The organism is Thiolapillus sp. (assembly GCF_048562965.1).
GTDB classification, from domain to species: domain Bacteria; phylum Pseudomonadota; class Gammaproteobacteria; order Chromatiales; family Chromatiaceae; genus Thiolapillus; species Thiolapillus brandeum_A.
The window spans coordinates 1-522 of record NZ_JBHNMF010001662.1 but is presented as its reverse complement, the minus strand read 5'-3'; the positions used below and the strand labels follow the sequence as shown (position 1 = coordinate 522).

Sequence of the window (522 nt, the reverse complement as noted above, 5' to 3'; positions counted from 1 at the left end):
GAAGAGGATTCACGCACAAAAGGATGCACAAGAACAGACATGGAGATAAAAATCTATGAAAATGGGCAGTTATGGGGGGAGGCTCCTTTTTATGTCAATGTTAATAATTGATGAACCTGGGATTTTTGTGGTTGAGGGTAAAGTCAAGATCACAGAGAATTTCAATAACTTATAGTGCATTTCCTTTCGGCTCGGGCTGTTCCTGGTTACGCTTTCGCTCCATCCCCTCCAGCCATTTCACTTGTGAGTTGAATCCGCGCTTGCAAGCGTGTCTTCGACCTCGTGATAGATTTTGGGGCATCCCAGTCCCCAAAATCGACTCGGCCTTTGACAACCTATTTGTGCCCCAGCCGTCCTGGTCACCCAGCACTACGCAACAACTCCGCAAGCTCGTTGCTGCTCCGTACTTGGCTCCCATATGACTGGACACCGCTTCCCAGGTATCTTGCAGAGTTTGAGTATCGGTTCAACCGGCGCTATCGATTGGATGACATGATTGAGCGACTCGCCTACGTTGGCCTC

At 49.0% G+C, this 522-nt stretch carries 1 protein-coding gene; it reads left to right on the top strand.

The features are described from left to right. Window positions 1-282: 282 nt before the first annotated feature. Window positions 283-522 (top strand): hypothetical protein (locus ACOCD2_RS26090; protein ID WP_419626445.1); only part of this gene is annotated, 240 nt, incomplete at its 3' end.